This window comes from Streptomyces sp. NPDC005281, assembly GCF_040607495.1.
Lineage (GTDB): Bacteria > Actinomycetota > Actinomycetes > Streptomycetales > Streptomycetaceae > Streptomyces.
This window is the reverse complement of the sequence record NZ_JBEXGX010000027.1, coordinates 103,758-130,354: the sequence shown is the minus strand read 5'-3', so window position 1 is coordinate 130,354 and position 26,597 is coordinate 103,758. Positions and strand designations below refer to the sequence as shown.

The window sequence follows — 26,597 nt, the reverse complement described above, 5'->3', positions numbered from 1 at the left end:
TTTTGGCACGCTGTTGAGTTCTCAAGGAACGGACGCTTCCTTTGTACTCACCCTCTCGGGCTTTCCTCCGGGCGCTTCCCTTCGGTCTTGCGTTTCCGACTCTATCAGACCGTTTCCGTATCCGATTTCCTCGGTGCTTTCCAGGTAATTCGCTTTCGCGCTTTCCCTTTCCGGCGAGTCCAAACTCTATCAGTCTTTTTCTGTCTCACTGACCACCGTCCCGCAGACATGCGGGAGGCGACCCCGAGATAGGATCTGACAAGTTGGGTGCTGCCGGGCAACGACGCCTTGGTCACGTCGCTCAGCCTCAAGCAGGAGTACGACTCTACATGGGGTGCGGGAGCAGGCGCAAATCGTTTGCCCTGTCCTCTACGGCGCCAACCGGGATCTCTCGCGCGGAACCGGCACTTCATATGACATATCCTGCTCGACAGTGCCCTGTCCGGGACAGGCAGTGACGGCCCGTATAGATCTCCACCCCCCTCGGAGGCTTCCCATGACCACCGTGACGTCCCCTCTCGCAGGACGCGCCATCGGACTCGCCGCGGTACCGGACCCCGTGTTCTCCGGAGCGATGGTCGGCCCCGGCACCGCGATCGACCCCGATCGTGAACCCTCGGAGGCTGTCGCCCCCGTGGACGGAGTGATCGTCTCCCTTCACCCGCACGCGTTCGTCGTCGTCGACGGCGAGGGCCACGGTGTACTCACGCACCTGGGCATCGACACCGTGCAGCTCAATGGCGAGGGCTTCGAGCTGCTCGTCAACAAGGGGGACACCGTGACGCGCGGCCAGAGTGTCGTGCGGTGGAACCCCGCCGCCGTCGAGGCGGCCGGCAAATCCCCGGTGTGCCCGGTCGTGGCCCTCGAAGCCACGGCGGACTCCCTCTCAGACGTCATCGAGGCCGGCGAGGTGAAGGCCGGCGACGCGCTCTTCGGCTGGCAGTGACACCGACGCTGTCCTGGACGGCGCGTTCGACAACGATCACGGCGGCGATAGCCGCCGCACTATTCGGAGACGGGTGAGATGGAGACAACGCTGCGAGGCGTCGGCGTGAGCCACGGTGTGGCGATCGGCGAGGTTCGGCACATGGGGACGGCGGTTCTCGAACCGCCTGCCAAACAGATCCCGCCGGAGGACGCGGCCCGCGAACAGGCACGTGCCCGCAAGGCCGTGGAGGACGTGGCGGCAGACCTGATTGCGCGCGGCAATCTGGCGGGCGGCGAGGCCCAGGCGGTGCTCGAGGCCCAGGCCATGATGGCCCAGGACCCCGAGCTGACGGCCGATGTGAACCGGCGGATCGCCGTCGGCAGCACGGCCGAGCGCGCGGTGTACGACGCGCTCGCCGCGTACCGGGCACTGCTTGCCGGCGCCGGCGAGTACCTCGCCGGACGCGTGGCCGACCTCGACGACGTGCGGAACCGTATCGTCGCTCGACTGCTCGGCGTGCCCATGCCGGGCGTCCCGGACAGCGACGAGCCCTACGTTCTTATCGCGCGTGACCTCGCGCCCGCCGACACGGCTCTGCTGGACCCCACCCTGGTGCTCGGTTTCGTCACCGAGGAGGGCGGCCCGACCAGCCACAGCGCGATCCTGGCGCGAGCCCTGGGAGTACCGGCCGTCGTGGCACTGCCCGGCGCGGGTGAGCTCGCCGAGGGCACGGTCATCGCGGTCGACGGCAGCACGGGTGAGATCTTCGTGGAGCCGAGCGCAGAGAAGAAGGCACAGCTGGAGGCCGCGGCGGCCGAGCGCAGGGCGACGCTGTCCGCTTCGACGGGTCCGGGTGCCACCTCCGACGGGCACAAGGTTCCGTTGCTGGCCAATATCGGTGGCCCGGCTGACGTGCCGGCGGCGGTCGAGGCCGGGGCCGAGGGCGTCGGTCTGTTCCGTACCGAGTTCCTCTTCCTCGACGACAGCAAGCAGGCGCCGTCCGAGGAGAAGCAGGTCGAGGCCTACCGTCAGGTGCTCGAGGCCTTCCCCGAGGGCCGGGTCGTGGTGCGGGTGCTGGACGCGGGCGCGGACAAGCCGCTGGACTTCCTGACGCCGGCCGACGAGCCGAATCCGGCGCTCGGTGTGCGGGGGCTCCGCTCGCTGCTCGACCACCCCGACGTGCTGCGTACGCAGCTCACCGCTCTCGCGAAGGCCTCGGAGGGACTGCCGGTCTATCTCGAGGTGATGGCTCCGATGGTCGCGGACCGTACGGACGCCAAGGCGTTCGCGGACGCATGCCGTGCGGCCGGGCTGCGGGCGAAGTTCGGCGCGATGGTGGAGATCCCGTCGGCCGCGCTGCGGGCGCGATCGATCCTTCAGGAGGTCGAGTTCCTGTCCCTGGGAACCAACGACCTCGCGCAGTACACGTTCGCGGCCGACCGGCAGGTGGGCGCGGTGTCCCGTCTTCAGGACCCGTGGCAGCCGGCACTGCTCGACCTGGTCGCGCTGTCCGCCGAGGCGGCGAAGGCCGAGGGGAAGAGCTGCGGTGTCTGCGGTGAGGCCGCGTCGGACCCGCTGCTGGCCTGTGTGCTGACCGGTCTGGGTGTCACCTCCCTGTCGATGGGTGCCGCGTCCCTTCCCTATGTACGGGCGACGCTGGCGAAGTACACGCTGGCCCAGTGCGAGCGGGCCGCCTCGGCCGCACGTGCCGCGGACACGGCGGACGAGGCGCGCACCGCGGCGCAGGCGGTGCTGTCCGGCGAGTAGCCGGACGATGCGTCGGCGGGCGACAGCGGTTGGCGGGTATGGAGGGGCGTTCCATCTGCGGATGGGGCGCCCCTTCCGCGTTCAGTGCGTGTGGCCGGTCCTCTTGCCCTCGTCTCCGAGGTCGGGCGGTACGCAATAGTCGACATCTGATTCCGGTGAGACCAGGTCCCCGGAGTCGAGGTCGGTGCAGTAGGCGTCGAACACCTCTCCGGCGGTGAGAGGCTCCAGATCCTCGCCTCGCAGACGCCATCCGTAGACCCGGTCCGTGGTGTCGGGGGCGGTGGTGCGCATGACGAGTCCGCAGGCGCTCCGGGTGGCGATTCCGAGAGCCAGGACGGTGGTGAATTCGAGGGCCTCGGCCTCGTCGAGGCCGGCGGTCCCTTCGGTGCGCCCCTCTGTCCGGAGTACGGCGACGAGTGTGTCGGGGGCGGACGAGACGCTGCACACGAGGTGGAGCTCTCCCGGGCTCGCCGTGTCGACGACCCTGGTGAGGAGGTGGGCGGCACGGATGAAGGAGGCGCGGCCGATGTCCTCGCCGCAATCCGCGCAGCTGCCGATGCGGGCCAGGAGCCTGGTCGCGTACTCCCAAGTGGCCCTGCGGACCGCTTCGTCGACGAGGTCCGGGACCAGTTGACCGAGGGGCTGCCCGTCGTAGGGGATGGTGGGGCCGGTCGCCGCCAGTCGGGCGGTGAAGCGGGTTCGGCTGACCGGGGTGTCGGGTTCCAGGCCGCTCTCGGCACAGAATTCGGCGTATTCCTCAGGGTCGAAGAGTGCCACGGTGGTGTGGCTGCCCTGGGCGGCCAGTGTCTTGAGCAGGGCTTCGACCTGCTGGAGATAGGCCGTGTGGTCGTCGAAGGCGAAGGTGCGATAGCGCCGCATCGCCCGGAAGTCCTGTTCGTCGGTCAGCAGGCCGATGGTGCCGGCGATTTCGCGGCGCAGGACGCGTCGCATGGTGTGGTGCTGGGTGTGCGCCATGTTTCCCCCTGTGCACAGTCGATCAATGCTCACTCACAGTAACCGGCGGCACTGACAACGCGGGTCGGGTGAGCCGGTCGCGTACCAGGCGATGCTGGAACATGCAGGTCGCGGCTATGACGGTGCCGAAGAGAGTCCAGCCGAGAGGGCCGGTGGCGATGGCCGCTGTGACGGCGAGTGGTCCGGCGCTGCGTTGTGCGGCCTGCGCGAGTCCGTGGACGCCGAGATAGGCGCCTTGCCCGGTGTTCGGGGCGAGGGCGACGGAGAGTTCCCAGGAAACGGTGGCGTGGAGCATCTCCGCCACCGTGAAGGCGGCGGCGGCCACGGTCAGGAGGAGGGTCGCGGTCATGGCTCCGCCCGTTGCGGAGAGCGCCATGGCGACACCGCCGAGGGTGAAGAAGGCGGAGAGCGGGACGAGGAGCGCACGTGCCGCGGCGGTGGTGGAGCCGAACCGGGCCAGGGGGACCTGGAGGGTGACGACCATGACGTTGTTCAGGACCATCAGGAGGGGCGCGAGGCCGTGGGGGACCCGGTCGGAGTGGGCGATGCACAGAGGCAGACCGACCTTGAAGACGGCGTCGTCGAGGAAGAGGACGGTCTCGGTGGCGACGTAGGCGAGGTAGGTACGGTCGCGCCAGGGGCCTGCGGGCCGCGCCGCGAGGACCGGGTCCTTCGACGTGGCGATGGTGCGGGTGGCCGAGGGCGGTTCGCCGCAGCGGGCCGTCGCGAGAGCGGCGGCCACGAACGAGAGGGCGTCGCCCGCGAGCAGCCATTGGTACGCGGCGGTGGTCCCGAGGGTGAGGGCTCCTGCCGCGGCAAGGCCTCCGAGGGCCCAGCCGGCGTTGGCGACGGTGCGGTTGACGGCTTGATAGCGGACCCGGTCAGGTCCCGAGACGCGGGTGGCGTAGAGCTTGGTGAGGACGTTCGCGGCGCGGTCTCCGAAGCTGCCCGCGGCGGAGAACACCAGGAGGAGGACGTAGTTGTCGGTGGTCAGCAGTGCGAAGGAGGCCAGGGCCCGGAGGAGTTGGAGCGCCATCAGGACGCGGGTGAGCGGCAGGCGGTCGGCGATGCGCCCGCCCAGGGGCGCGCCCGCGATGCCGACCGCTCCGGCCGCGGCCACGAGGGTGCCGATCTGCGCGACCGACAGGCCGGTGACGTAGGTGAAGTACAGGACGGAGACGGATGCCCACAGACCGCTGCCGATGCGGTCGACCAGGGCGATCCAGAGCATTCTCCGGCCGTCGGGGCCTCCCGGTATGCGTGCCCGTCCCACGGCTGCGCGGCGCCTCGGACTCACTGCTCCCCCTTGCCTCACATTATGTATTGATACATACTCATCAACGTGGCAACACAATATTCGATCAGCGGTACGACAGCCAAGGACATTGCCGCGTCCGTCGAACGAGGCGTGGCTGAGGGTGCGTTGGAGCCGGGTACGGCACTGCCTCCGGTGCGCGCGCTGGCCCACCTGCTCGGCGTGAGCCCCGGGACGGTCGCGACGGCGTACAAGGAACTGCGGCAGCGCGCGATCGTGCTGACCCGCGGGCGTGGCGGGACGGTGGTGGCCGCCGCGCCCGCGGTGGCGTCTCGGCGGCCGCCGCGCGTGCCGGAGGGGCTGCGTGACCTGGCGGGCGGTCATCCCGACCCGGAACTGCTCCCCCTCGTGGTGCCGCCGTCGCAGCTCTCCCCCGGTGCGCGCTCCCATCGCTCCACGCCCCGCCTCGCACGGCTGGAGGAGGCCGTGCGCGACTGGCTGGAGCCCGACGGGGTGCCGGCGGAGCATGTGACGTTCGCTCATGGCGCGCTGGACCTGATCGGGCGGCTGCTGTCGGTGGAGCTGCGTCCGGGGGACGCGGTCGCGATGGAGGATCCCGGCTATCACCATCTGCTGGACCTGGTCACGGCGCTGGGACTGCGCACGGTCCCGGTCGCGGTGGACGACCGGGGCATCCGGCCGGAAGCCCTGCGGACGGCTCTACGGACAGGGGTGCGCGCGCTCGTGTGCAGTCCGCGGGCGCAGAATCCCTGCGGTGGCAGCTTCTCCGGGGATCGGCGGGACGCGCTCGTCGACGTGCTCCGGGAGGCGCCCGATGTGCTGGTCGTGGAGAACGATCACGCGTCCTCCGTCGCCGGCACGCCGCTGCGCACTCTCACCGCGGGCGGTCTGAACCGCTGGGTCCATGTGCGCACGGTGAGCAAGTTCCTGGGGACCGACCTGCGGTGGGCGGCCGCGGCGTGCGATCCGACGACACTGGCCCGTCACGACGGCCGCCTGCTGCTGACGTCGGGCTGGGTCAGTCATCTGCTCCAGGAGACGGTGTACGGGCTGATGACGGACGAGGGCACGCGCGTGTTGGTGGCGCGTGCCGAGGAGACGTACGCGCTGCGCCGCACCGCGCTGCTCCGCGAGCTCGCCGAGCGCGGCACGAAGGCTCGGGGCGTGAGCGGGATGAATCTCTGGGTGCCCGTGCGGGACGAGTCTGCGGTGGTGAACGGGCTGCGTTCGTACGGATGGTGGGTCGCGGCGGGCGCGCGTTTCAGGACCTCGGCCGCGCCGGGCGTGCGCATCTCGGTCGCTGAACTCCCGCCCGCCGATGCCGTGCGGCTGGCCTCCGACTTCGCCGCCGTGCTCGGCGAGTCGGAGGCCACCTACGGAGGCTGATCAGCCGCGCTCGCGGGCCAGCTTCTCGTAGAAGCGCAGGAGTTCGACGTTGTCCACGGAACCCACGTTGACGGCCTTCTCCATGGACGCGCCCTGGAGAAGGCGCTTGACGGGCACCTCGATGCGCTTGCCGGTCAGCGTGTGGGGCACTCCGGGTACTTCGATGACCTCGTCCGGAACGTGGCGCGGGGAGAGCTGTTCACGGATGGTGACCTTGATGCGGTTCAGGAGGTCCTCGTCCAGGACCGCTCCGGGGGCGAGGTGGACGAACAACGGCATCCAGTAACCGCCGTCGGGCTGTTCGACGCCGATGACGAGCGACTCCTTGATCTCGGGGAGTCGTTCGACGGCTTCGTAGATGTCGGCCGAGCCCATGCGCACGCCCTGGCGGTTGAGCGTGGAATCGGAGCGTCCGTGGATGACGACCGAGCCCCGTGAGGTGACGGTGATCCAGTCGCCGTGGCGCCACACTCCGGAGTAGGTGTCGAAGTAGCTGTCGTGGTAGCGGCTGCCGTCGGGGTCGTTCCAGAAGTGGATGGGCATCGACGGCATCGGGTTGGTGACGACCAGTTCGCCGACCTCGTCGGTGAGGGGCTTTCCGCTGGGGTCCCAGGACTGGAGGTCGGTGCCGAGGCCCGCTGCCTGGAGTTCCCCGATGTACACGGGGAGCGTCGGTACCGCTCCGGCGAAGCAGGAGCACACATCGGTGCCGCCGCTGACGGAGGCGATCCACAGGTCCTCGCGGACCTCGTCGTGCAGCCAGCGGAATCCGTCGGGCGGCAGGGGCGACCCGGTCGTGGCGACGCACCGCACTCGGCTCAGGTCGAAGTCGCGCGAGGGGTGGACGCCCCCCTTGCGGCAGGCCATCACGTACGCGGCGGACGTGCCGAACAGTGTCGCTCCCGTGCGTTCGGCGATGCCCCACTGGGCGCCCGTGTCCGGATACCCGGGACTGCCGTCGTAGAGCACGATCGTGGTACCCGTCAGCAGGCCGGAGACGAGGAAGTTCCACATCATCCAGCCGGTGGACGTGTACCAGAAGAAGCGGTCCCCGGGACCCAGGTCGCAGTGCAGGCCGAGCTGCTTGAGGTGCTCGACGAGGATGCCGCCCTGGGACTGGACGATGGCCTTGGGGAGGCCGGTCGTACCGGAGGAGTAGAGCACCCACAACGGGTGGTCGAAGGGGACCTGTTCGAAGACGGGCTCCACTTCGGCCGAGGTCAGCGCCGACCAGTCCAGGGCTCCCTCGGGTGCCTCGGTGCCGAGCAGCGGGATGTGCACGACGGCCTTCAGGGTGGGCAGTTCGCGGCGCAGCTCGGCGATCGTGTCACGGCGGTCGTGCTCCTTGCCGCCGTAGCGGTAGCCGTCGACCGCGAACAGGACCACGGGTTCGACCTGCTGGAAGCGGTCGAGGACGCTGCGGGCGCCGAAATCGGGCGCGCAGGAGGTCCAGACGCCGCCCACGGCGGCTGTGGCGAGCAGGGCGGCCACTGCCTGGGGGATGTTCGGCAGATAGCCGCTGACCCGGTCTCCGGGACGTACGCCGAGGGCGCGCAGTGCGGCGGCCAGGGAGCCGACCTGGCGGCGCAGCTCGGACCAGGTGACGGGGACGGACTCGTGGGTCTCGTCGACATACAGGAGGGCCGGTTCGTCCGCGCGGGTGTCCGCGGCGCGCAGGGCGTGCTCCGCGTAGTTGAGGGTCCCTCCGGGGAACCACTCGGCACCGGGCATGGCGCGGTCGCCGAGCACGCGCGCGTACGGGGTCGAGAACCGTACGTCGAACCACTCGGTGACGGCTTTCCAGAACGTGTCCAGCTCGTCGACGGACCAGCGGTGCAGGGCCGCGTAGCCTCCGTCGGCCGGCGCTCCGTGCCGTTCGGCCGCCCAGGCCTGGAACTTCGTGACCTGCGCCTGGGCGATGCCCTCGGCGGTGGGCTGCCAGAGCGGTGAGGGGTTCGTGGTGGACATGGGGCGGCTCCCGGACTGTGCGCGTCGTGTGCGTCGGTCGCGCACGAGCGGGGGTGTGCGCGTCACGCGGCTGACACGGACGATGCCATGTGATCGACTTCTTTACCAGGGCACGCCACACATAGTCGGCGACATGAAGATGTGGCGTCGCAACAGGTGAACGGCAGTTGAACGACGCACTCAACGGGCGCCGGTAGTGGCAGGGTGAGCAGCATGGACGGTCGTGACCTGGTGCGTTCGGTGAAAGCGGTCGGCTCGGGGGGTACCACTCAGGGTTTGCTCACGGTGCGGGCCGCGTGGCGCAGGCGGCGTGCCGACGCCACCGGGCTGCCGCAGCGGGGCGCCGAGCGGGCGCGGGTGCCCGGGACCGTGCTCGGTGTGGAGCCGGGCCCCGGTGGCGGAGTCGTCCGCTTCACGCGTTCGGAACTGCGGATCACGGTCACGGTGGGCGGGGCGGTCTTCTGGGGCTGGGACGCGGTCGCGCCGGAGCCGTCGTACGCCCTCGCCGGCCGCTGCCCCGAGCCGGACCCCCGGGTCGTCCTGGAGCCGGACAAGGACGGCGGCTGGCGGGTCGTGGCCGAGCGGGTCACGGTCGCGGTCTCGCGGCACGGCGCGGTCCAGGTCCTGACGCCCGGCGGAGTGGTCCTGCGCCGGGATCTGCCGCCCCGGTGGTGGGAACCCGTCGAGGGCGGCGCACCCCGCTGGATGCAGCGTTCCGAAGTGGCGGCCGACGCCCGGTTCTTCGGTCTGGGCGGCCGGGCGGCGGGTCTCCGGCTGCGCGAGGGGACGTACCGGCTGTGGAACACGGATCCCGGACAGGCCTTCGGGCCGGGCGACGATCCGCTGTACCTCACGATGCCGGTGCAGATGGTCGTCGCCGACGCGGGTACACATCTCGTGTTCCACGACACGTCGTGGGACGGTGCCCTGACCCTGCGCGAGGGCAAGGAGGGCGCCGGCTCCGGGCACGACCGGACCGGATCGTGCGAGCTGCGCATGGACGGCGGCCCGCTGCGCTGCTGGGTGATGGTGGGCACTCCCGCGCGCGTGCTGCATTCCTGGGCGTCGCTGACAGGTGCGGCGGCGCTGCCACCCGCGTGGGCGCTGGGATACCAGCACGCGCGGTGGGGCTTCGGCAGTGAGCAGGAGGTGCGGAGGATCGTCGCGGGCTATCAGGAGCGGGAGCTGCCGCTGGACGCCGTGCACCTGGACATCGACCACTACGACGCCCACCAGGTGTTCACCGTCGACCGCGACCGCTTCCCGAAGCTTCCTCTGCTCGCGGAGGAGCTGCGGCGCGACGGGATCCGTCTGGTGTCGATCATCGATCCGGCGGTCAAGGCGGAGCCGGGCAACGCCGTGTACGACAGCGGTCTCGCCGAGGACGCCTTCGTGCGGGACGCCTCGGGACAGCTCGTACGCGGTGTCGTCTGGCCCGGTGAGGCCGTCTACCCGGACTTCACGGACCCGCGCGCGCGGGCATGGTGGGGCAGGCTCTACGAGGAGCGGCTCGCGCAGGGGTTCTCGGGGTTCTGGCACGACATGAACGAGCCGACGTCGTTCACGGCCTTCGGCGAGCCGACGCTGCCGCGTTCGGCCCGGCACTCCATGGAGGGCCGCGGCGGTGACCACCGCGAGGCGCACAACGTGTACGCGCTGGGCATGGCCCGGGCCGCCTACGAGGGGCTGCGTGAACTCACGCCTCACGAACGGCCGTTCCTGTTCTCGCGCTCCGGGTGGGCGGGAATACAGCGCTACTCGGGAACGTGGTCCGGGGACGTGGCCACGGGCTGGCCCGGGTTGCGGGCGTCGCTGTCCCTGGTGATGGGGCTCGGGCTGTGCGGGGTGCCCTATTCGGGACCCGATGTGGGCGGCTTCGACGGCAGCCCGTCGCCCGAGCTGTATCTGCGGTGGTTCCAGCTCGGGTCGTATCTGCCGCTGTTCCGCACGCACGCGAGTCTGCGGGCCGGCCGCCGGGAGCCCTGGGAGTTCGGTGACGAGGTGCTGGCGCACGCACGCGTGGCGCTCGTCGAACGACGGCGGCTGCTCCCGTACTTCATGACGCTGGCGCACACGGCACGCCGTACGGGCGCCCCTTACGTCCGGCCCCTGTGGTGGGCCGGTCCCGAGGACCGGGAGCTGCGCGACTGCGAGGACGCGTTTCTGCTCGGCGACAGCCTCCTGGTGGCGCCGGTGCTGGACCCGGGTGCGGTCCGGCGGACGGTGCAGCTGCCGCGAGGGCGCTGGTACGACACGGTCACCGGGGAGGCGTACGAGGGACCGGCGCAGGTGGTGGTCGAGGCCCCCTTGTCGCGGATTCCGGTGTTCGCGCGGGCCGGTGCCGTCCTGCCCGTACGCGGCGCGGACGGCGCCCTGGAGCTGGAGGCCTGGGTGCCCCCACGGGGAAGCGTCGGAGGCGGTCTGGTCGTGCCGGACCCGGGCGACGGGTGGGAGGAACCGGAGGCCGAACGCCATGTGTCCCGCTGGGAGGGGGACGAGGTGGTGGTGCGGCGGGCCGGCGGCACGGGCGGCCTGAGCGAGCCGTCTTACCCCGTACGGGTGCGGGGACTGGGTACGCCCGGTACCTGACCCTCAGATGTAGCGCCCCTCGAACCAGCCACGGGCCGCCAGGGTGTGGAGCGGGAAGGCGAGTTCGGCCGGCCGGCGCAGCAGATGCCAGCCTTCCGTCTCGTCGGTGGCCGCGGACCGCGGCAGTTCGGCGGCGGGGCGCTCCGGGAGGAGCCCGAAGAGCAGCAGATGCCCCGCGGGAGAGCTCATCGCGTCCGCGAGCCGCACTTCCCTGCTCGCCGCGTCGATGCCCGTCTCCTCCTTGAGCTCGCGCACGACGGCCTGCCGCCAGTCCTCCCGGTGGTCGATGAATCCCCCGGGCAAGGCCACGCCCCCGCGCGCGGGCGCGATGGTCCGGGTGATGACGACCAGGGCGGCCCCCTGGTCGTCGTAGACGGGTTGCACGGCCACCGCGACCGGCAGCGGATTGCGGTAGGCGACCGTGCCGCAGGCGGCGCAGGTGCGGGGCCAGCCGGAGAAGCCCTCTCCGTAGGGGGCGCCGCAGCTCGAGCAGTGCGAATCGGGCGCGAAGTCGGCGGGCGGGTGCGGGGTTTCGGACACGCCGCGGACTGTAGCCCATCACCGGGCGGCCGTCTTCGGGCCGGACCGGATGAGGTGGCCGAGGCGGAACAGCTCGGCCGGGGCGCGCGGGGCGGCCGGAAGCACCCGTGCGGCCTCGATCGCTCCGGCAGGCGTTCCGGCCTCCGCGGTCGCCCGTCGGCCCGCATCGGCGCCCTGCCCAATTCCCGTCGCCCGTGGCACACTTCTGACGTTCCGTCAGATCTAGTGTCGTGGAGGGACCGTGTCGCGCACACGCACACCTGTCGTGGCCGGGTGGTTCACCGGGGAGGGGAGCGGCTTCCGTCTGCTCGGCACGCGATGCTCGGCCTGCGCCTCGGTGTTCTTCCCCCGGGAGGACAACTGCTGCCGCAACCCGGGGTGCGCGGGCGGAGAGCTGACGGAGGTGCCCCTGTCCCGCCGAGGGCGCGTCTGGTCGTACACCGACAGCCGATACCGGCCCCCGTCACCCTATGTGTCCGATCCGGAACTCTCGTGGAAGCCCTACGCGTTGATCGCTGTGGAACTGGAATCCGAGCGCCTCGTGGTGCTCGGCCAGGCGGTTCCCGGGATCACCGTCGCCGACCTGGCGGTGGGCATGGAGGTGGAGGTCGTCCCCGGTGTGCTGAACGAGGACGAGGAGACGACCTGGACGACGTGGCACTGGCGGCCGACAGGGGTGAGGGCATGAAGGACTCGGGGCGGACGGGGGTGACGGCATGACCGGTGAGGTGGCGGTCCTCGGCGTGGGCATGCACCCGTGGGGCAAGTGGGGGCGCCCATTCGTCGAGTACGGGGTCGCCGCGGCGCGCGCGGCACTGGCCGACGCGGGGATCGGCTGGCGGCACGTCGACTCGGTCGTGGGCGCGTCCACCGTGCGCGGGGGCTATCCGGGGTATGTGGCGGGGGCGACGTTCGCGAAGGCGCTGGGGTGGCAGGGAGCACGCGTGACGAGCGTGTACGCGGCCTGCGCCTCCGGGGCGCAGGCGCTCGGCACGGCGCGCGCGCAGATACTCTCGGGCCTCGCCGAGGTGGTCCTCGTGGTGGGCGCGGACGCCGCGCCCAAGGGGTTCTTCCGCCCCGCCGGCGGCGACCGGCCGGACGATCCGGACTGGCTGCGCTTCCGCGTCCTCGGAGCCACGAATCCGACGTACTTCGGGCTGTACGCGCGGCGCCGGATGGCTCTGTACGGCGACACTCCGGAGGACTTCGCCCAGGTCAAGGTGAAGAACGCGGCCCTCGGCGCGCTCAACCCCAACGCCCGTTACCGCAGGACGGTCACAGCCGAGGACGTGGCCGCGTCCGCCGTGGTCGCCGATCCACTGCGGCTGCTCGACATCTGCGCGACCTCGGACGGCGGCGCCGCCGTGGTGCTGACGAGCATGGAGTTCGCGCGCGGGCACGGGATCGCCGAGCCGGTGCGGATCCGCGCGGTGTCGACCGTGTCGCCGTGCTATCCGAACACCGTGCTGGACCTGCCGGACATCGCCACGGACTCGGCGGCCGCCGTGGAGCCCGCCACGGAGACGTTCCGGGCGTCCATCACCCGGGCCGCCTACGAGGAGGCGGGTATCGGACCCGAAGATCTCTCCTTCGCCGAGGTCTACGACCTGTCGACCGCGCTGGAACTTCAGTGGTACGAGGACCTCGGCCTCTGCGCGGAGGGCGAGGCCTCCAAGCTCTTGCGGGAAGGCGCCACGGCACTCGGCGGACGCATACCGGTGAACGTCAGCGGCGGACTCGCCTCCTTCGGAGAGGCCGTCCCGGCGCAGGCCATCGCCCAGGTGTGCGAGCTGACCTGGCAGTTGCGCGACGATGCGGGTGACCGGCAGGTCCCCGGAGCGCGGGTGGGAATCACCGCGAACCAGGGACTGTTCGGACACGGCTCCTCGGTCGTGGCGGTGCGGTAGGGCCTGTCGTTGGGATCAGGTTGCAGGGCATCGACGGGACTGGTCTGTGCCGCGTCTGCGAAGTGATCCAAACGACAGGCCCCGGCCCCGCGGTGGACCGCGCCGCATCTGAGGAGCCCCGGGGCCGGCCCACGCTCCGCCGCTTCCGGGGGATCCGAGGGCGGACCCACGCTCCACCGCTCCCCCGGACCACCGCGTGCGCCGCACCCGGCACACGCGGCGCCGCGTTCGACACTGTCATGGACGAGCGTGCGCGCGGCGCGGGCGGCGCCTCCCGCACACTTCCTGTGACCACCCCGGAATCCTGCGTGAACACCTCGTGAATCGCCCACCGGCGTACGCCGACGGCGGGACCATGCTGTTGTGCCTTCCTGGACGGATATGGTCTGTTTCGCCTTCCAGCCGGTCGTCAATCTGACGACCGGAGTGGTCGCGGCGCTGGAGACACTTGCCCGCCCGGAGTCCGGCGACATCCTCGCGCGGGCCCGCCGCGATCCCGAACTGGACGGCCGACTCGCCGCCTTGGCCATCAGGGCCGCCGCCCGCAGGGAGAAGCTCCTGCCCCTGCACGTCAACGTGTTCGCCGGCACGCTGGCCGACCTCGGCCGGCTCTCCGCGCTGCGCAACGAGGTCCGGGAAGCCGGGCGGCTGCCCTGGGAGGTCACCGTCGACATCGTTCCGCCGTACACGCATGTGCCGCAGCACGCCCTGCTGGAGGCGGTGGCCGCGGTGCGCGGCGAGGGCTTCCGGATCTGTGCGGACGGGATCGGCGACGGCGACGTACCCCTGCGTCTGCTCACGGATCTCGCCCCGGAGCTGATGAAGCTCGACGTGTCCCTGCTGTCGCGGCCCGCGGCGGTGCGCTCGATGCGGACGCTGTGCGAACAGCTCGGCGCGCTGCTGTCCGTCGAAGGAGTCGAGACGGAACTGCAGTGCGCCGCGGCCGTGTCGGCGGGCGCACAGCTCGCACAGGGCGATCTGTTCGCACCGCCCGCCCGACGGCCCTCGGCGGACGTATACGTTCCGGCGCTGTCGCCCGGCATCCGCAGCACGCCCAAGTCGGGGCCGTCCGTCGGGCAGTTCGTCCGCCCGGCCGCACTGCTTCCGGCCACCGCGTCGGCCGGAGAGGTCAGGGCACTGCTCACCGGGTCGCCCGACGTGTCCGGTGTGCTGCTCGTGGATCCGTTCGGGATACCGGTCCGCTCGGTGCACCGGTCACGCTTTCTGCTGTCGATGTCCGGGCGCTACGGGCACGCGCTGTACGCCGACCGGCCCGCAGCCAAACTGGGTGACGCGCCACGCACGGTCGGCGTCGACGCCACGGCCTGGGAAGTGCTCGACGTGGTCGCGGACGGTGACCGGGACCGTACGTCCGACGATGTCGCGGTCGTCGACCGGTACGGGCGGTGTGTGGGTGTCGTACGCCTCGCGGACCTAGTACGGGCGCTGTCGGAGAACCGGGTCGAGGAGGCGGCCGGGCTCAACCCGCTGACCCGGATGCCCGGTTCGGACACCATCACCGGGGAGGTGGACCGCCGGATCGCGGACGGCAGGATGTTCGCGCTGAGCTGGCTGGACATCGACCACTTCAAACAGGTCAACGACGGGGCGGGGTTCGCGGCCGGCGACGAACTGATCCGGTCCGTGGGGCGGATGCTCCAGCACTCGGCGTCCGAGGCGACGCTGGTCGGGCACATCGGCGGCGACGACTTCCTGGTCCTCGCCGACCCCGACACCCTCGACCCGCTGGCCGCGTCGGTGCTCGACACTCCCTGGGCAGCCGGCGGCCGCGCCGTCACGCTGTCGCTGGCCACGGTGTTGTGCGCGCCGGGCAGTGTGCTCGACCACCGGCAGGCGGCCACCACTCTGGCACCCCTGAAACAGGCCGCCAAGGCTCTGGACGGGGCGAGCTGGGTGCTGGGGCGTGCGGGGCTGCCGGGGCATGAGGTCCGGCGAGGTACCCGGGCCGGTCCGATGGAGTCGTACGGTCAGACGCTGACCGGCTGAACCTGGCGAGCACCTTGGCCATCTGACCTCCAGGCCATCTGACCCTCAAGCCTCCAGGTCTCCAGGCCGGTCTACCGGGTGGCGGTGCGCGCCCGACCGCTCAACCGCCCAACCCTCTGACCCTTTACCGTCCGGCCACCCGGCCGTCCGGCCACCCGGCCGTCCGACCACCCGACCGACTGGCCACCCGACCACCCGACCGACTGGCCGACTGGCCGACTGGCCGACTGGCCGACTGGCCGACTGGCCGACTGGCCGACTGGCCGACTGGCCGACTGGCCGACTGGCCGAAAATGGTCCACTCCTGTGGCGCCGGCCTCCCTCCGTGGCGGCTCCACTTCGCGCCCTCCAACCGGTGCGGTCCGCGACCTTGACGCCCCCTGGGCGCCGGTGAACACTTCCGGGTGTCAGTCGGCATCGCCGCATTCGGGCGCCATCAGGCGCCGCACAGCTCGGGTCCCCGGCCTGCGCCAAAGGCCGTTCCCGTGGGCGATTCCGCTGCGACGGCACGCTCGTCACGGACGCCCGGGCAGGGCGCGGGATCTCCCTGCCTCCGGCTGAAGCAGCCATGGGAACGCACTCTGCACGGTGGCCCGGAGCGGATCGTTCCGGGCGAGAGCCTAGGAGCCGCCATGAGCAACGGAGACATCTTTGTCGGCGAGTTGATCGGTACCGCGATTCTGATTCTCTTCGGCGCGGGTGTGTGCGCCGCTGTCACCCTGAACAGATCGAAGGCCCAGGGGGCGGGCTGGATCGTCATCACCTTCGGGTGGGGCTTCGGGGTCCTCGCCGGCGCCTACACCGCGGCGCCGCTGTCGGGAGGCCAGATCAACCCGGCGGTCACCATCGGGTTCGCGATCGAAGGTTCCACCAAGTGGTCGGACGTGCCCTTCTACCTCCTCGGGCAGTTCACCGGAGCCGTCATCGGCGCGGTCCTGTGCTGGCTGCTCTACCTCGGCCAGTTCAACCTCAACGCCGAACAGGACAAGGCGATCGAGACGCTGGGGATCTTCTCGACACGTCCCGAGATCGACAACCCCGTACAGAACCTGATCACCGAGATCATCGCCACCGCCGCCCTGATGCTGCCCATCCTCGGAATGGTCGGCGGCGGCAAGCACGTGGCCGGGATCGGTGACGCGGGTCTGCCGGTCCTGCTCATCTCCTTCCTCGTCGTCGGCATCGGTCTCTCGCTGGGCGGCCCCACCGGATACGCCATCAACCCGGCCCGCGACCTGGGGCCACGCCTCGCCCACGCGCTGCTGCCGATACCCAACAAGGGCACGTCGGAGTGGAGATACTCCTGGATTCCGGTGGCCGGCCCGATCGCGGGTGCCGCTGTCGCCGCCGGCATCTACAACGTGGCCTTCTGACCTCTCGCCGCCACCCCCGGAGTGCAGCCTCCTGACGAGAACACAGCCTCCTGACGAGAACACGCAAGGGGACGACATGACGGACAACGCCGAGAAATACGTCGCCGCGATCGACCAGGGCACCACCTCCAGCCGCTGCATCATCTTCGACCGGGCCGGCGCGATCGTCGCCGTCGACCAGCGCGAACACCGCCAGATCTTCCCCAAACCGGGCTGGGTGGAGCACGACGCCACCGAGATCTGGTCCAAGGTCCAGGCCGTGGTCGCGGGAGCCATCGCCAAGGCCGGACTGCGCGCCGACCAGCTCAGCGCGCTCGGCATCACCAACCAGCGCGAGACGACCGTTCTGTGGGACCGCGCCACCGGCAAGCCCGTCCACAACGCGATCGTCTGGCAGGACACCCGCACCTCGGCGCTCTGCAACGAACTGGGCGGCACGGACGGCCAGGACCGCTTCCGCGAGCAGACCGGCCTCCCCCTGGCGAGCTACTTCTCCGGGCCCAAGGCGGCCTGGCTGCTCGACAACGTCCCGGGCCTGCGCACCCGCGCCGAACGCGGTGAGATCGCCTTCGGCACCATCGACTCGTGGCTGATCTGGAACCTGACCGGCGGCACGGACGGCGGGCGGCACGTCACCGACGTGACCAACGCCGGGCGCACCATGCTGATGAACCTGAACACCCTCCAGTGGGACCCGTCCATCCTCTCCGCGATGAACATCCCCGAGGCGGTGCTCCCCGAGATCAGGTCCTCGGCCGAGGTGTACGGCACCGCCGTCGGCCAACTCGGCGGTGTGCCGGTCGCGTCGGCGCTCGGCGACCAGCAGGCGGCGGTCTTCGGCCAGGCCTGCTACGAGGTCGGCACGGCCAAGAACACCTACGGCACCGGCAGTTTCCTGCTGTTGAACACCGGCAACAGGCCCGTCCCGTCGAAGAACGGCCTGCTGACCACCATGGGGTACAAGATCGGCACCGAGGCGCCGGTGTACTGCCTCGAAGGGTCGATCGCGATCACGGGCGCGCTGGTGCAGTGGTTCCGGGACCAGTTGGGCATCATCCGTTCCGCCGACGAGATCGAAACGCTGGCGGCGAGTGTCGAGGACAACGGCGGCGCGTACATCGTGCCCGCCTTCTCGGGCCTGTTCGCCCCCTACTGGCGTTCGGACGCGCGCGGTGTCGTCACCGGTCTCACCCGGTACGTCACGAAGGCGCACCTCGCGCGCGCGGTCCTGGAGGCCACGAGCTGGCAGACGCGTGAGGTCGTGGACGCCATGTACCAGGACTCCGGCGTGCCGATCACCACCCTGAAGGTGGACGGTGGCATGACCAAGAACAATCTGCTGATGCAGCACCAGGCGGATGTCCTCGGCGTGCCGGTGATCCGTCCGAAGGTCTCCGAGACGACCTGTCTGGGCGCCGCGTACGCGGCGGGGCTCGCGACGGGTGTGTGGAACGGCCTCGACGAGCTGAAGTCGCACTGGCAGAAGGACGTCGAGTGGACGCCGTCGATGGACGTCTCGGTGCGCGACCGTGAGTACCACAACTGGCGCAAGGCGGTGGAGAAGAGCTTCGGCTGGCACGACGACAGGGTCGAATGACCCCGGGCCCGCGCCGGCCGGGCATCGACGCGGGCCGGTACGAGCGGGGCGCCGGCCCGAAACAGGGGTTCACGCGCGTGTGCGGATCGGGAGAACCACGCGTGCGTGTGTGACCGCGGCCCGTACCCCGGTCGGCGGGGGTACGGGCCGCACCTGCGTGTCAGGTCGTGACGCGCCGCGCGGCAGGGGCGTCAGGTCGTGACGGCCTCACGGACGACGGCCGCGTGTGCCATCGCGTGCTGGACGACGCGGATGAGGACCTCCTTGACCGACTCGCGGTCCCGCGCGTCGCAGAGCACGACGGGCACACCCGGGTCGAGGTCGAGGGCCTGGCGCACGGCCTCCGCGGGGTAACGGGCGTCTTCCTCGAAGCAGTTGACTCCGACCACGAAGGGTATGGAGCGCCGTTCGAAGTAGTCGACCGCGGCGAAGCAGTCCTCCAGGCGTCGGGTGTCGGCCAGCACGACGGCACCCAGGGCACCTGTGGCGAGCTCGTCCCAGAGGAACCAGAAACGGTCCTGCCCGGGGGTCCCGAACAGATAGAGCACCAGGTCCTCGCGCAGCGTGATCCGGCCGAAGTCCATGGCGACCGTCGTGGTGTTCTTGCCCTCCACGCCGCTGATGTCGTCGACGGGCCGGCCCGCCTCGGTGAGGACTTCCTCGGTGCGCAGCGGCCTGATCTCGCTGACCGCGCCGACGAGGGTCGTCTTGCCGACGCCGAAGCCGCCCGCGACGAGGATCTTGAGCGTGACGGGCTCGACCGGAGGCTTGCCGCGCTCAGAACGCCCGAAGATCATCGATCTCTTCTCCTGCTTGGTGGGGGTCGCGTTGGTGGTGCGGCGGCGGGCCGTAGCCCCCGCCGCCTGGGGTTTCGATGACGAGTACGTCGCCGGGTCCGACGTCCGCCGCATCGCTTCCGCGGAGTTCCGTGACGGTGCCGTCGGCGCGCTCGACCCGGTTGGCACCGAGAGCACCGGGCTCACCGCCCGCCATACCGTACGGCGGCACCCTGCGGTGCTGTGAGAGCGTCGAGACGGTCATCGGTTCCAGGAACCGGATACGCCGTACGGCGCCGTCGCCGCCCCGCCAGTGTCCGTGGCCGCCGCTGCCGTGTCGAATCGCGAACTCGTCCAGCCTGACGGGCAGTCGCCACTCCAGGACCTCGGGGTCGGTGAGCCGCGAGTTGGTCATGTGGGTCTGGACGACGGGGGCGCCGGGGAACCCGTCCCCGGCGCCCGAACCGGAGGCCACGGTCTCGTAGTACTGGTGGCGCTCGTTGCCGAAGGTGACGTTGTTCATGGTGCCGGAGCCCTCGGCCTGCACGCCCAGAGCCGCGTAGAGGGCGCCGGTGATGGCCTGGGACGTCTCCACGTTGCCGGCGACGACTGCGGCCGGGGGCTCGGGGGCGAGCATCGAGCCCGGTGGCACCACGATGCGCAGGGGGCGCAGACAGCCGTCGTTGAGCGGGATGTCGTCGTCCACCAGGGTGCGGAAGACGTACAGGACCGCAGCGTTGACCACGGCGAAGGGCGCGTTGAAGTTGGTGGCGAGCTGTGCGGACGTGCCCGTGAAGTCCACGGTTGCGGAACGTGCTTCGCGGTCCACGGAGACACGGACCCGGATGACCGCCCCTGAGTCGGTCTCGTAGGCGCATTCGCCGTCATCGAGGGTGTCGACGACGCGGCGCACCGCTTCCTCCGCGTTGTCCTGGACGTGCTTCATGTACGCCTGGACGACGTCGAGCCCGAAGTCCTCGATCATCCGGCCGAGTTCGTCGACGCCTTTGCGGTTGGCGGCGATCTGGGCGCGCAGGTCGGCGAGGTTCGTCTTCGGGTTGCGCGAGGGGTGGGGCGGCTCCGTGAGCAGGGCCAGTGTCTCCGCCTCCCGGAAGTGTCCGTTCTCGGCGAGCAGCCAGTTGTCGAAGAGGATGCCCTCCTCGTCGATGGTGCGGCTGTTCGCCGGCATGGAGCCCGGGGCGATGCCGCCGATCTCGGCGTGGTGGCCGCGCGAGGCGACGTAGAACAGGATCCGCTCACCCTCCGTGTCGAAGACCGGGGTGATCACGGTGACATCGGGGAGGTGGGTGCCGCCGTGGTACGGGTCGTTGACGGCGTACGTGTCACCGGGCCGCATGGTGTCGCCGCGCCGCCGGACGACCTCCTGCACGCTCGTGCCCATCGAGCCCAGGTGGACGGGGATGTGCGGGGCGTTGGCCACCAGGTTTCCGTCGGGGTCGAACAGGGCGCAGGAGAAGTCCAGGCGCTCCTTGATGTTGACGGACTGGGCGGTCGATTCCAGTCGGGCGCCCATCTGTTCGGCGATGGACATGAAGAGGTTGTTGAAGACCTCGAGCAGAACGGGATCCGCTTGCGTGCCGAGATCGGAACTCTCCGTGACCGCCGCGCGTTCCATGACCAGATGCCCGTCGTCGGTCGTCGCGGCCCGCCAGCCCTCGTCGACGACGGTTGTCGCGCCTGCCTCGGCGATGATCGCAGGTCCGTCCACGGTCTCACCGGGCGGGAGCTCCTCGCGGCGGTGCAGGGGCACTTCGCGCCAGGTGCCGCCCGTGTGCAGTCGGACCGTATGCGCGGTGTCGGGGCGGGCGGCGGACGCGCCCCGGTCGGGGGCGAGGGCGGAGAGATCGGGGGGTTCGGTGAGACCGGTGGCTTCCACGGAGAGGGCTTCGACGACGACCGGACGGTCGAGGGTGAAGGAGTAGGTGGCGCGATGACGTTCTTCGAAGGCGTGGGTCATGGCTTCGGGTTCGGCGAGCTCGACGGTCAGTGCCGTGTCCGTTCCGTCATAGCGGAGTTGGGCCCGGCGCGTGATCCGGATGCGGTGCTCGGGGACGTCCTCGGCGAGGAGTTCGGCGCGGGTGGCGCTTTCCAGATCGTCGCACGTCTTGAGGATGCCGGGCATCGAGGACGGTTCGAGGCGTGCCTCGACGGACTGTTCGCGCATGGCCGTCGTGTCGGCGAGTCCGATGCCGAGGGCGGACAGGACGCCTGCCATGGGCGGGACCAGGACGGTGCGGATGCCGAGCGAGTCGGCGACCCTGCACGCGTGCTGGCCGCCGGCGCCACCGAACGTGGTGAGCGCGTAGCGGGTGACGTCGTGGCCCTTCTGTACGGAGATCCGCTTGACGGCGTTGGCGATGTTGGCCACGGCGATCTGGATGTAGCCCTCGGCGACCTGCTCCGGAGTGCGGGCGTCGCCGGTCCTCTCGTGGATCTCCTGGGCGAGCGCGGTGAACCGGTCCCGGACGACAGTGCCGTCGAGGGGCTCGTCGCCACCGGGGCCGAACACCTTCGGGAAGTGGTCGGGCTGGATGCGGCCGAGGGCGACATTGGCGTCGGTGACCGTCAGCGGGCCGCCGTTGCGGTAGCAGGCGGGTCCTGGGGCGGCGCCGGCCGAGTCGGGGCCCACGCGGTAGCGGGAACCGTCGAAGTGGAGCACCGATCCGCCGCCCGCGGCGACGGTGTGGATGTCCAGCATGGGGGCGCGCAGCCGGACCCCGGCGATTTGGGTGGTGAAGGTCCGTTCGTAGTCTCCGGCGAAGTGGGAGACGTCGGTGGACGTGCCGCCCATGTCGAAGCCGATGACGCGGTCGTAGCCGGCGAGCTGCGACATCCGGGCCATGCCGACGATTCCGCCCGCGGGTCCCGACAGGATGGCGTCCTTGCCGCGGAACTGACCGGCCTCGGCGAGGCCTCCGTTGGACTGCATGAACATCAGCCGCACGCCCCGGAGTTCGGCGGCGACCTGCTGGACGTAGCGGCGCAGCACGGGCGACAGGTAGGCGTCGACGACGGCGGTGTCACCGCGCGGGACCAGCTTCATCAGCGGACTGACCTCGCTGGAGAGGGAGACCTGCGGGAAGCCGACACGTGTCGCCAGCTCGCCCACGGCCCGTTCGTGAGCGGGATGGAGATGGCTGTGCATGCAGACCACGGCGACCGCGCGGATCCCGTCGTCGTACGCCTGCTGGAGGGTTGTGGCGAGGGCGTCCAGATCGGGGGCGCGCAGTACGGTGCCGTCGGCGGCGATCCGTTCGTCGACCTCGGCCACCCGCTCGTGGAGCAGCTCGGGGAGTTCGATCGCTCGGGCGAAGATGCTCGGGCGGTTCTGGTAGGCGATGCGCAGGGCGTCGCCGAAGCCCCGGGTGGTGAGGAGGAGCGTGCGCTCGCCCTTGCGTTCCAGGAGGGCGTTGGTCGCGACGGTGGTGCCCATGCGGACGGAGTCGACCGGGGCGTCCGCGGCGTCCCCTTCGCTGCCGAGGAGTTCACGGACGCCCGCGACGGCCGCGTCGGTGTAGCGGGCCGGATTGTCGGACAGCAGTTTGTGCGTGACCAGCCGTCCGTCGGGACGCCGCGCGACGATGTCCGTGAAGGTCCCGCCCCGGTCGACCCAGAACTGCCAGCCTGTCACGTCTGTTCCCCGTTTCCGCCCAGCTCAGAGCGCCCGGAGGCCGCTGATCACGTCGCGCAGAATACTCTCGTCCGGCAGTTCGGCAGGGGGTACGGGCCGTGTCACATGGACCATTTCGTCATCGACGAGGTCCCCGATCAGGACCCGCACCACTCCGATGGGCAGGTCGAGTCCGGCCGCGAGTTCGGCGACCGACTGGGGGATGTCACGGCAGAGTTCGACGATGTCCACGTGTTCCGGGGACAGCGAGTGGTCCGCCTCGGGGTCCTCGGCGTGCTGTTCCGTGACCACCAGCGCGATGAGATCGAGGCGGTGCTGGGCCGCGCTGGTGGTACGTCCGCGGGTCATGGCGTACGGGCGGACCACTGGTCCCGCCTCGTCGTCGAACCAGTGGCGTCTTCCCTGACCGTCTCCGCTCATGCCATCCCACTACCCGCCCGAAGACAGATCGGTACGCGGACTCGAGGCCAGATGTACGCCGACTCGCTTGACGAGAAGCGTCATCTCGTAGGCGACCTGGCCCACGTCGGAGTCCGCGTCCGAGAGGACGGCGAGGCAGCTGCCGTCGCCGGCGGCCGTGACGAACAGGAAGGCCTCGTCGAGTTCGACGACGGTCTGGCGGACGCTGCCGGCCTCGAAGTGCCGGCCGACGCCCTTGGCGAGGCTGTGGAAGCCGGAGGCGACGGCGGCCAGGTGTTCGCTGTCCTCCCGGGTGAGGTCCTTCGAGGCCCCGGTGGGCAGACCGTCGCCGGAGAGCACGATCGCCTTGTTGATACTGGCGACGCGGTCCACCAGTTCGTCGAGCAGCCAGTTCAGCTCACCGGACACATTGCTGGTCGCGGCGGGCCCTGCGGCCTTCGGTGCGGTCATCGACCGTCCCCCTTTGTCGTTCCTCGTGCTGAGCCGTCCTGGGCCTGGTCGCCCTCGGCATTCTCTTCTCGGCCGCGCTGCCAGCCACGCTGGAGCGAGGCCATGCGGCTGCGGACCTCGTCCGCGTCCCGTTCGGCGGGATCCGGGGGCGTGCCGTCGCGGCCGTTGCCGCGCTCGGCGAGCCGTGCCGGTCCGTCCTTCAGCTGCGGTGCCAGATTCGCCTGCCGGACACGCCGGGGCAGCGGGGCCGTGCCCGATTCTGTGCGGCCCGGCGCGGTGTCGCGGTGCGCGGTCGTGTCGTCCGGGCCCGCCGCGGACGCCGTGGTGCGGGTGCGGCGGGGCAGAGCCGGGGCGTCGTGGCGGCCCGGGCCGTCCCCGTGGCCGGTGCTCTCGCGGAGACCGGGCGCTCGGGGAGCTTCGGGTGCCTCGTGCAGAGCGGGTCTCCCCGGTGTGCCGAAGGGCGCGCGCGGGCCGGTGGCACCGGAGCGCTCACCGCCGTGCCGGGCCGAGGCGGCGGATCGCTCGCCGCGCCGCTTGGGCAGCGGCTTGGCGCCTTCGCGTTCGGGCACACGGCGGTCCCGGTGTTCCGCGTTCTCTCTCGGCTCCGGGTCCCGCACCGGTTCGAGGTCCTGTGCCGTGCCCTCGTCCACCTGGTCACGCCACGATCTGGCCCCGGTGACGGGACGGCCGTGGGAGCTGACGAGCTTGGGTGCCCGGCGTCGCGGCAACGGTACGGCGGTGGCGTCGGTCCGGTCGTCGTCCTCCGGGTCGCTGGAGTCGTCGCTGTCGCCGGCCTGCTCGTGCCGCCCCGCGGGAACCCCGGCGATGGAGCGCCGCGGACGGAACAGTCCGCCGCGTTCGCTGTCGTCGTCGCCGAGGGCGCCGGGGAATCCGGTGAGCGTGTCCAGGTCGACGGGCGCGTCCAGCTCGACGGGGCCGTCGAGGACCGAGGACGGCAGACCGGGCAGCCGCACCGACGACTCGGTGAGTGCCGGGCCACGCCGCTCCTCGGGCTCGCGCGCCTTGCCCGGCAGGGCGCGGTCGAGGCGGAATCCGATGCCGTTCGTGTCCGGGACGTCGTCGGTGAGCAGCGCGTCCGGCATGAAGACGACCGCTGTCGTGCCGCCGTACGGGGAAGGCTGGAGCGAGACGCGGACGTTCTGCCGCTGGGCGAGCCGGCTGACCACGAAGAGGCCGAGCCGGTCAGTGTCGGAGAGCTCGAACTCCGGCGTCTCGGCGAGTCTCAGGTTGGCGTCGAGCAGCGCCTCGGCGGTCATGCCGAGACCGCGGTCGTGGATCTCCAGGGTGAAGCCGTTGGCGACGCGTTCACCGACGACATGCACGGCCGTGTGCGGGGGAGAGAACACTGTCGCGTTCTCCAGCAGCTCGGCCACGAGATGGGTGACGTCGGCGACGGCGGGACCCGTGATGGCGACGCGCGGAAGCCGACGTACCTCCACGCGTTCGTAGTCCTCGACCTCGGCGACGGCGGCGCGGACGATGTCCATGAGCTGGACCGGCTTGCGCCACTGCCGGGACGGCGCCGCGCCGGACAGGATGACGAGTCCCTCGGCGTGACGGCGCATGCGGGTGGTCAGGTGGTCGAGGCGGAACAGGTCCGCCAGTTCGTCGGTGTCCTCGGTCCTGCGTTCCATGGTGTCGAGGAGGGTGAGCTGCTTGTGGAGCAGCACCTGGCTGCGGCGCGCGAGGTTGACGAAGACCTCGGACACGCCCTCACGCAGTTCGGACTGCTTGACGGCAGCCTCGACGGCCGCACGCTGAAGGGTGTTGAGGGCCTGGCCGACCTCGCCCATCTCGTTCCTGTCGTACTCGAGGCGCGGCACCTCGGTCTCGATGTCGACCTGTTCACCCGCGGAGAGGCGGCGCATGACGCTGGGCAGCCGTACACCGGACGCCTCGTGGGCCTCCATGCGCAGCCGCCGCAGGTCGCGGATGAGACTCCGGCCGATGCGTACGGACATGACGAGCGAGATCAGCAGGGCGATCAGTCCGACGACGCCCGCGCAGACGGCCTGGAGGATGACGCTCATGGCCACGGGCCTGACCCGGTCCCGGTAGTGGTCGCTCGCCCGGTCCTCGAGTTGCCCGAGCTCGGCGAGCACATGCCCGGCGGCGCCGTCCCAGCTCTTCGCCGTGACGCCGCTCGGCGCGCCGGTCGTGGAGGCGGCGACCGCCTGTTCGGCCGCGCGCAGCGGCCCGGTGCCGGCGTTCCCCCAGTAGCGCTCGAAGCGGGCGCGGTCCGAGGAGGGGAGCAGCGGCAGGCTGATGTCGTACAGCAGCGTGCGCTGGGCCACGAGGTCGGAGACCTCGCGGAGTTCGTCCCGGGTGATGTGACCGTCGACCAGCGCCGAGCCGAGAAGGGCGTCCTCGCGGGAGAGCAGTTCGCGGGCGCGGGACACGTTGACGAGGGCGCGGCTCTCCTTGTCCAGCTCCACGTCGTCGACCACGTGCAGATTGGCCAGCAGGACGTAGCAGGGATCGATGAGGCGGTCGTAGAGGCCGAGGGCCTGGACGCGGTCGAAGGTGCCGTCCCCGATGCCGTTGCGCAGCGAGGAGATCCCGTCGACGGCGTCGAGGAGAGAGGTGAGGCGCTCCGTGGTGCCCGCGCCGAGTTCCTTGCGCAGGCCCGTGTCCTTGGCGTTCTTGCGGACCTTCGCCAGGACGCGGTCCGTGACTTCGCGGCTGCGACCGAGTGCCGCGAGCCCGTCGGACGCGCGAGGATCGGCCAAGTAGACGAGTGTCTGGCGGCGTTCCTGCTGGAGGACCCTGACGGTGTCCTCCGTCGGATAGCCGATCTTCTTCACGACCTCGGAAACACTGAAGAGCCTGCTGGCCTCACGTCCCGTCAGCACCGTGGCGAAAGCCCAGATCGCGGTCAGCGACACCAGGGGCACGAGGAGCAGCGCCACAATCTTCCGGCGGATGGACTTCCCGCGAAAGCGCATGGCCTCCCCCAGCTCGACCC

18 protein-coding genes are annotated in these 26,597 nt (G+C 70.8%); 9 read left to right on the top strand and 9 right to left on the bottom strand.

All coding sequences use genetic code 11. The annotated features are described in order from the left end of the window. The first annotated feature begins 496 nt into the window (after positions 1 to 496). Positions 497 to 946 carry a PTS glucose transporter subunit IIA gene (locus ABZV42_RS31455; protein WP_355977925.1) on the top strand — a complete coding sequence of 150 codons (450 nt, stop codon included), beginning with the start codon at positions 497 to 499 and terminating at the stop codon, positions 944 to 946. Positions 947 to 1,024: 78 nt separating this feature from the next. Continuing rightward, on the top strand, positions 1,025 to 2,695 hold the full coding sequence (ptsP, locus tag ABZV42_RS31450; RefSeq protein ID WP_355977927.1) for a phosphoenolpyruvate--protein phosphotransferase: 1,671 nt from the start codon (positions 1,025 to 1,027) through the stop codon (positions 2,693 to 2,695). Positions 2,696 to 2,776: 81 nt separating this feature from the next. On the opposite strand, the gene ABZV42_RS31445 is transcribed toward ptsP, so the two are convergent. Together ABZV42_RS31445 and ABZV42_RS31440 are read right to left on the bottom strand one after the other, a co-directional pair. Next, positions 2,777 to 3,670, bottom strand: coding sequence for a hypothetical protein (locus ABZV42_RS31445; RefSeq protein WP_356054720.1), 894 nt, complete (start codon positions 3,668 to 3,670; stop codon positions 2,777 to 2,779). A 22-nt stretch (positions 3,671 to 3,692) separates the two neighbouring features. Further along, complete coding sequence (locus tag ABZV42_RS31440) at positions 3,693 to 4,901, bottom strand: MFS transporter (RefSeq protein ID WP_355977931.1); 1,209 nt, start codon at positions 4,899 to 4,901, stop codon at positions 3,693 to 3,695. Between the two features lie 111 nt (positions 4,902 to 5,012). Between ABZV42_RS31440 and ABZV42_RS31435 the strand changes: the two genes are divergently transcribed. Further along, complete coding sequence (locus ABZV42_RS31435) at positions 5,013 to 6,332, top strand: aminotransferase class I/II-fold pyridoxal phosphate-dependent enzyme (protein WP_356054718.1); 1,320 nt, start codon at positions 5,013 to 5,015, stop codon at positions 6,330 to 6,332. Here ABZV42_RS31435 and ABZV42_RS31430 read toward each other — a convergent pair whose 3' ends face one another. Next, positions 6,333 to 8,300, bottom strand: coding sequence for an acetoacetate--CoA ligase (locus ABZV42_RS31430; RefSeq protein ID WP_355977935.1), 1,968 nt, complete (start codon positions 8,298 to 8,300; stop codon positions 6,333 to 6,335). 213 nt (positions 8,301 to 8,513) lie between these two features. Between ABZV42_RS31430 and ABZV42_RS31425 the strand changes: the two genes are divergently transcribed. Beyond that, entirely contained in the window at positions 8,514 to 10,889 is a 2,376-nt protein-coding gene (locus tag ABZV42_RS31425; protein ID WP_355977937.1) for a TIM-barrel domain-containing protein, read from the top strand. A gap of 3 nt (positions 10,890 to 10,892) precedes the next feature. Here ABZV42_RS31425 and ABZV42_RS31420 read toward each other — a convergent pair whose 3' ends face one another. Beyond that, on the bottom strand, positions 10,893 to 11,429 hold the full coding sequence (locus ABZV42_RS31420; RefSeq protein ID WP_355977939.1) for an NUDIX domain-containing protein: 537 nt from the start codon (positions 11,427 to 11,429) through the stop codon (positions 10,893 to 10,895). 241 nt (positions 11,430 to 11,670) lie between these two features. Between ABZV42_RS31420 and ABZV42_RS31415 the strand changes: the two genes are divergently transcribed. From ABZV42_RS31415 to glpK, 5 genes are all read left to right on the top strand, one after another. Then, entirely contained in the window at positions 11,671 to 12,117 is a 447-nt protein-coding gene (locus ABZV42_RS31415) for a zinc ribbon domain-containing protein (RefSeq protein WP_356054716.1), read from the top strand. Positions 12,118 to 12,145: 28 nt separating this feature from the next. After that, a complete protein-coding gene (locus ABZV42_RS31410; RefSeq protein ID WP_356054714.1) occupies positions 12,146 to 13,336 on the top strand; it encodes a lipid-transfer protein in 1,191 nt (396 codons plus the stop codon). Positions 13,337 to 13,699: 363 nt separating this feature from the next. Then, entirely contained in the window at positions 13,700 to 15,343 is a 1,644-nt protein-coding gene (locus ABZV42_RS31405) for a GGDEF domain-containing protein (protein WP_355977947.1), read from the top strand. A gap of 632 nt (positions 15,344 to 15,975) precedes the next feature. Then, the gene (locus ABZV42_RS31400; RefSeq protein ID WP_355977949.1) at positions 15,976 to 16,716 is read left to right on the top strand and encodes an MIP/aquaporin family protein; all 741 of its coding nucleotides are present in this window, start codon (positions 15,976 to 15,978) and stop codon (positions 16,714 to 16,716) included. A gap of 76 nt (positions 16,717 to 16,792) precedes the next feature. After that, positions 16,793 to 18,313 (top strand): glycerol kinase GlpK, encoded by a 1,521-nt coding sequence (gene glpK / locus ABZV42_RS31395; protein ID WP_355977951.1) that lies wholly within the window; start codon positions 16,793 to 16,795, stop codon positions 18,311 to 18,313. Between the two features lie 191 nt (positions 18,314 to 18,504). Here the strand turns inward: glpK and ABZV42_RS31390 are convergent, their stop codons facing one another. Genes ABZV42_RS31390 through ABZV42_RS31370 form a run of 5 tightly spaced genes read right to left on the bottom strand, consistent with a single transcriptional unit; the run spans position 18,505 to position 26,577 of the window. Continuing rightward, positions 18,505 to 19,110 carry an ATP/GTP-binding protein gene (locus ABZV42_RS31390; protein WP_355977953.1) on the bottom strand — a complete coding sequence of 202 codons (606 nt, stop codon included), beginning with the start codon at positions 19,108 to 19,110 and terminating at the stop codon, positions 18,505 to 18,507. Beyond that, positions 19,091 to 22,741 (bottom strand): hydantoinase B/oxoprolinase family protein, encoded by a 3,651-nt coding sequence (locus tag ABZV42_RS31385; RefSeq protein WP_356054712.1) that lies wholly within the window; start codon positions 22,739 to 22,741, stop codon positions 19,091 to 19,093. The genes ABZV42_RS31390 and ABZV42_RS31385 overlap by 20 nt, the downstream gene beginning before the upstream one ends. Positions 22,742 to 22,765: 24 nt before the next feature. Continuing rightward, positions 22,766 to 23,161 carry a DUF742 domain-containing protein gene (locus ABZV42_RS31380; protein WP_355977958.1) on the bottom strand — a complete coding sequence of 132 codons (396 nt, stop codon included), beginning with the start codon at positions 23,159 to 23,161 and terminating at the stop codon, positions 22,766 to 22,768. A gap of 9 nt (positions 23,162 to 23,170) precedes the next feature. Continuing rightward, a complete protein-coding gene (locus ABZV42_RS31375) occupies positions 23,171 to 23,611 on the bottom strand; it encodes a roadblock/LC7 domain-containing protein (protein ID WP_355977960.1) in 441 nt (146 codons plus the stop codon). Further along, a complete protein-coding gene (locus tag ABZV42_RS31370) occupies positions 23,608 to 26,577 on the bottom strand; it encodes a nitrate- and nitrite sensing domain-containing protein (RefSeq protein WP_355977962.1) in 2,970 nt (989 codons plus the stop codon). Before ABZV42_RS31370 ends, ABZV42_RS31375 begins: the two co-directional genes overlap by 4 nt. Between the last annotated feature and the right edge of the window lie 20 nt (positions 26,578 to 26,597).

Excerpts from the sequence above, each read along its gene's own strand:
- ABZV42_RS31455 (WP_355977925.1), top strand. The coding sequence starts at position 497 with ATGACCACCGTGACGTCCCCTCTCGCAGGACGCGCCATCGGACTCGCC.
- ptsP (WP_355977927.1), top strand. The coding sequence starts at position 1,025 with ATGGAGACAACGCTGCGAGGCGTCGGCGTGAGCCACGGTGTGGCGATC.
- ABZV42_RS31445 (WP_356054720.1), bottom strand. The coding sequence starts at position 3,670 with ATGGCGCACACCCAGCACCACACCATGCGACGCGTCCTGCGCCGCGAA.
- ABZV42_RS31440 (WP_355977931.1), bottom strand. The coding sequence starts at position 4,901 with ATGCTCTGGATCGCCCTGGTCGACCGCATCGGCAGCGGTCTGTGGGCA.
- ABZV42_RS31430 (WP_355977935.1), bottom strand. The coding sequence starts at position 8,300 with ATGTCCACCACGAACCCCTCACCGCTCTGGCAGCCCACCGCCGAGGGC.
- ABZV42_RS31425 (WP_355977937.1), top strand. The coding sequence starts at position 8,514 with ATGGACGGTCGTGACCTGGTGCGTTCGGTGAAAGCGGTCGGCTCGGGG.
- ABZV42_RS31410 (WP_356054714.1), top strand. The coding sequence starts at position 12,146 with ATGACCGGTGAGGTGGCGGTCCTCGGCGTGGGCATGCACCCGTGGGGC.
- ABZV42_RS31400 (WP_355977949.1), top strand. The coding sequence starts at position 15,976 with ATGAGCAACGGAGACATCTTTGTCGGCGAGTTGATCGGTACCGCGATT.
- glpK (WP_355977951.1), top strand. The coding sequence starts at position 16,793 with ATGACGGACAACGCCGAGAAATACGTCGCCGCGATCGACCAGGGCACC.
- ABZV42_RS31390 (WP_355977953.1), bottom strand. The coding sequence starts at position 19,110 with ATGATCTTCGGGCGTTCTGAGCGCGGCAAGCCTCCGGTCGAGCCCGTC.
- ABZV42_RS31380 (WP_355977958.1), bottom strand. The coding sequence starts at position 23,161 with ATGAGCGGAGACGGTCAGGGAAGACGCCACTGGTTCGACGACGAGGCG.
- ABZV42_RS31375 (WP_355977960.1), bottom strand. The coding sequence starts at position 23,611 with ATGACCGCACCGAAGGCCGCAGGGCCCGCCGCGACCAGCAATGTGTCC.
- ABZV42_RS31370 (WP_355977962.1), bottom strand. The coding sequence starts at position 26,577 with ATGCGCTTTCGCGGGAAGTCCATCCGCCGGAAGATTGTGGCGCTGCTC.